This window comes from Leptospira kemamanensis, from assembly GCF_004769665.1.
Taxonomy (GTDB): domain Bacteria; phylum Spirochaetota; class Leptospiria; order Leptospirales; family Leptospiraceae; genus Leptospira_A; species Leptospira_A kemamanensis.
Map to the genome: position 1 here is coordinate 1 of NZ_RQGG01000033.1, position 3,190 is coordinate 3,190.

At 35.5% G+C, this 3,190-nt stretch carries 3 protein-coding genes; all 3 read left to right on the forward strand.

The genetic code is table 11. The features are described 5' to 3' along the window. The first annotated feature begins 134 nt into the window (after positions 1–134). Positions 135–257, forward strand: a complete 123-nt coding sequence (locus EHQ59_RS17955) for a hypothetical protein (RefSeq protein WP_279638182.1) — start codon at positions 135–137, stop codon at positions 255–257. Then, on the forward strand, positions 254–1,186 hold the full coding sequence (locus EHQ59_RS12735; protein ID WP_135620037.1) for a hypothetical protein: 933 nt from the start codon (positions 254–256) through the stop codon (positions 1,184–1,186). Before EHQ59_RS17955 ends, EHQ59_RS12735 begins: the two co-directional genes overlap by 4 nt. A gap of 832 nt (positions 1,187–2,018) precedes the next feature. Next, positions 2,019–3,116 (forward strand): polymorphic toxin-type HINT domain-containing protein, encoded by a 1,098-nt coding sequence (locus EHQ59_RS12740; RefSeq protein ID WP_135620038.1) that lies wholly within the window; start codon positions 2,019–2,021, stop codon positions 3,114–3,116. Positions 3,117–3,190: the final 74 nt, after the last annotated feature.

Here is a 3,190-nt window from a genome sequence, read left to right on the forward strand (position 1 = left end):
CTAATCTCCATTTTCGGTAATTGGGATTAGCTTAATTTAGGACTTTAAAATTACCGTTTCATCTGAACTGGAGCAATATTGATGTTGATGAGTTAATTCGCCAGACTATAAAGGATAATGAAAAGGATAGTCCATTGAATAAGTTGTTTGATACAGAAAATGAAAAGAAAAATGGAAATAAAAAAGGAAAGAATAAAACGACTAAACGCCGTCCTAATTCAACAACAGGTACAAGAGCATCAGGTGGAACAGAATGAAAATATTATTCCAAATACTTCTCCCATTTTGCTTTATATTTAAATGCAATTTTAATGAAGTGAATCTTCATAAATCAATTCCAATAACCAAAGATATGATTTTGATTATTGATGTTTACGATGAATTTCCTAATTCATCGGACCCCAAAGAATTTAGAGATAGAATAGAAAAGGTCATTCAAAAAATCAATAGAAGATACAATCCATCACTAGTGTTTATCGATAATTTATTTAATGATAATAAGTTGGATACGGATGCTTTTGCAAAGTCAATCAATATTAATGGGAATCTAATTTTACCATATAGCCTTGATTATAGTGAAGCTTATTCAAATCAGACTGAAGAAGTGCTTATCAAACTTAAAGAAAAATTTCCAAACCAAAAAAAGTATGCGGAGACAGGTGATTATCTTTTCAATAAGATAATACTCCCCACAAATCCGATTCTCCAAAATACTTTTGCTTTTTGTGGTAATTTCTATGATAGAAGTGAGGAAACAGAAGAAATTAAGAGTATACTTGCAGTAGTTTCATTCCAGGAATATTTTTTAAACACTTGCACTTTAGTTTTAGCAAATGAATTTCTTAAAAAATATCAATTTAAGATTTTCTATGATCCCTATTCGAATAAATTTATAGCAAGATCTAAAAAAAAAGATGAGTATCAAAAGACAATTAATTTGAGCAAAAAGTCCTTGTTTCAAGATAATTATTTTTTAGAAATTAAATTTGAGACATTCCCGACTATTACAAACTCTGAGTTTCTATTAGAAGAAGAATTGATAATTCCAGAGAATACAATAATTATAATTAATACTACTAATTTCACATTAAAAATACCAAAAAATAAAAGCATGCCATCTGTTCAAGTTTTAGCTTCTCAAATTTTCTCACTTGTTCATTCACTTAATGAAACAATATCTAAATGATGAGTTTTTGGGAATCCTCGCCAAAACTATAATAGCGAACAAAATGTTCGTTAAATTACGCGCTGATTGCAAATGGAACTGATTTTGAAGACAAAAAACAAATGGAAGTCATCGATTTCTAGTGATTCACAAAGACTTTGTTCCCAAAATGAGTGTTCCGTTGATCGATAGGAGACAAGGGATCCTTCTCTTTTATAAAAAAGATTCTTATAGAAAGATCGCAAATAATGAGAGCAAGCCGAAGTGTAAATGAGTTTTGTCTCTCTAAATCGCTTTACTTCCAAGCGTAGGTGCAGTAGAGTCCACCTAACATGGGAGTGGATTTCAAGTGACAGTTTCCATCGCGCGGTTTTTGGAGGATTTGTGAAGGGACACGTCAATTCTTTTTTGATATGGCGCGGATAATTGCAATGCGGATAGCCTGTAGGGAGTCGGGTGATAAACGAATTTCGCAAAGTCACCCAATCCCAGGTATTTATCTGAAACTCAAATACAACCCATCATTAGATTGTTATGCGTATTGCATTTATCTCCCTCCCCGCGCCAGCGATAGTAGCGGAAATCCTTTCCTCTTACAAAAAAATGAAAATTCGAAACAAAATGGGAAAGATTGGAGCGGATAGCGCGGTCGTGGTTACTGTTGATTTGAATCATCTAACGAATTCGAGGCGCCAAAATCATAAAATAATCATTCTTTTCTTAACCAAGTGAAGTGTCTCCCACGGAGGCGTGGCCAGGGATTTTCTTGCGCTCGCCAGTCGGACCCGGACGGGACGCTGGTAGGAGTGGGGGATACTGAACGTCTATCGAAGACATTTAAGTTGGGGATGTGGTGTTATCTAAATCCGACGAAACAGGCGAAGTTTCTTACCGCAAGGTGTTGACTACTTTCATCCGCCAAACAGATGCGATTTACAAAGTATCTTTTGCTGATGAAACCATCCTCGAAACCACTTGGAACCACCCGTTCCGTGTGATAAAACAAGATGCTAAAGGAGAAACCTTTACAATAGAAAATACAACTTGGGTGGAAGCAAAAGACTTACATCCTGGCGATGTGGCTCTTGGTGCGGATGGTAGGGAACTCGTTGTCACCGATATCACCATTGACGAACGGGAAGAGACGGTTTATAGCTTTGAGGTGGATGAGTATCATACCTACTTCGTGGGAGAAGTCGGGGTTTGGGTGCATAATGAAAGTTATTCTAGCAAATTTCATGGCTGTCGTTATAATGGAGTTTGTGATTCAATCACAGTCAAATTAAGTCATGCAGATGGTTCTAAAAGCACTTTAGAGTTTAACAATACTTCTCAAGGAAATGTCGCGGTATATGTGGCAGAAAATGGAGATGTTCTCTCGAAAGGTGGTGATGGGAACTATTATAGAATGCATAAAGATGTATATGGTAAGCAAATTGTAACTTCTTTAAATGAATCAATAAGTGAAGAAAAAGATCTTTATATTAACGGTGATAAAATGGTTGATGGTGGGATTGTAAAAATGGATTCCAAAGGGAAATTACAAGTTGTGAATCTAAATGATGTTAAAGACGGGTCAACAGTCTTTAATAATGGAATGAATGCAAATGCAAGCACTGCACTAGAATATATGGGTATTTTAAAAGATAACATACCTGGCAAACAGGATGTATATTTAGTTTTCAATCGAACGGAAGGTATCATAAAAGATACAGTGAATGTTGGTAGTCAGCAAAGTATGAAATTCTCTGATACAAGTCGTGAGAAATCAGAAGAAACGTTGTATCATTTAGCAAAAAATGGGAAAATTGGAACTTTGATTACATATAGCCAAGGTACACTAAATGCAGGTAGGATGTTAAACCGACTTGACCAGGAAGGTGAAATTGATAGTTTAAGTAAAATTTCTTTAGTATCACTGGGGGGAGGGCATTCTAGCCTGATTACATAAAAACGGACACCTTTTTTTCGCAGAAAAAGCAAGAGGTGCCAAGTGAGCAGACGATCAAAATACTCTCCGGAGTT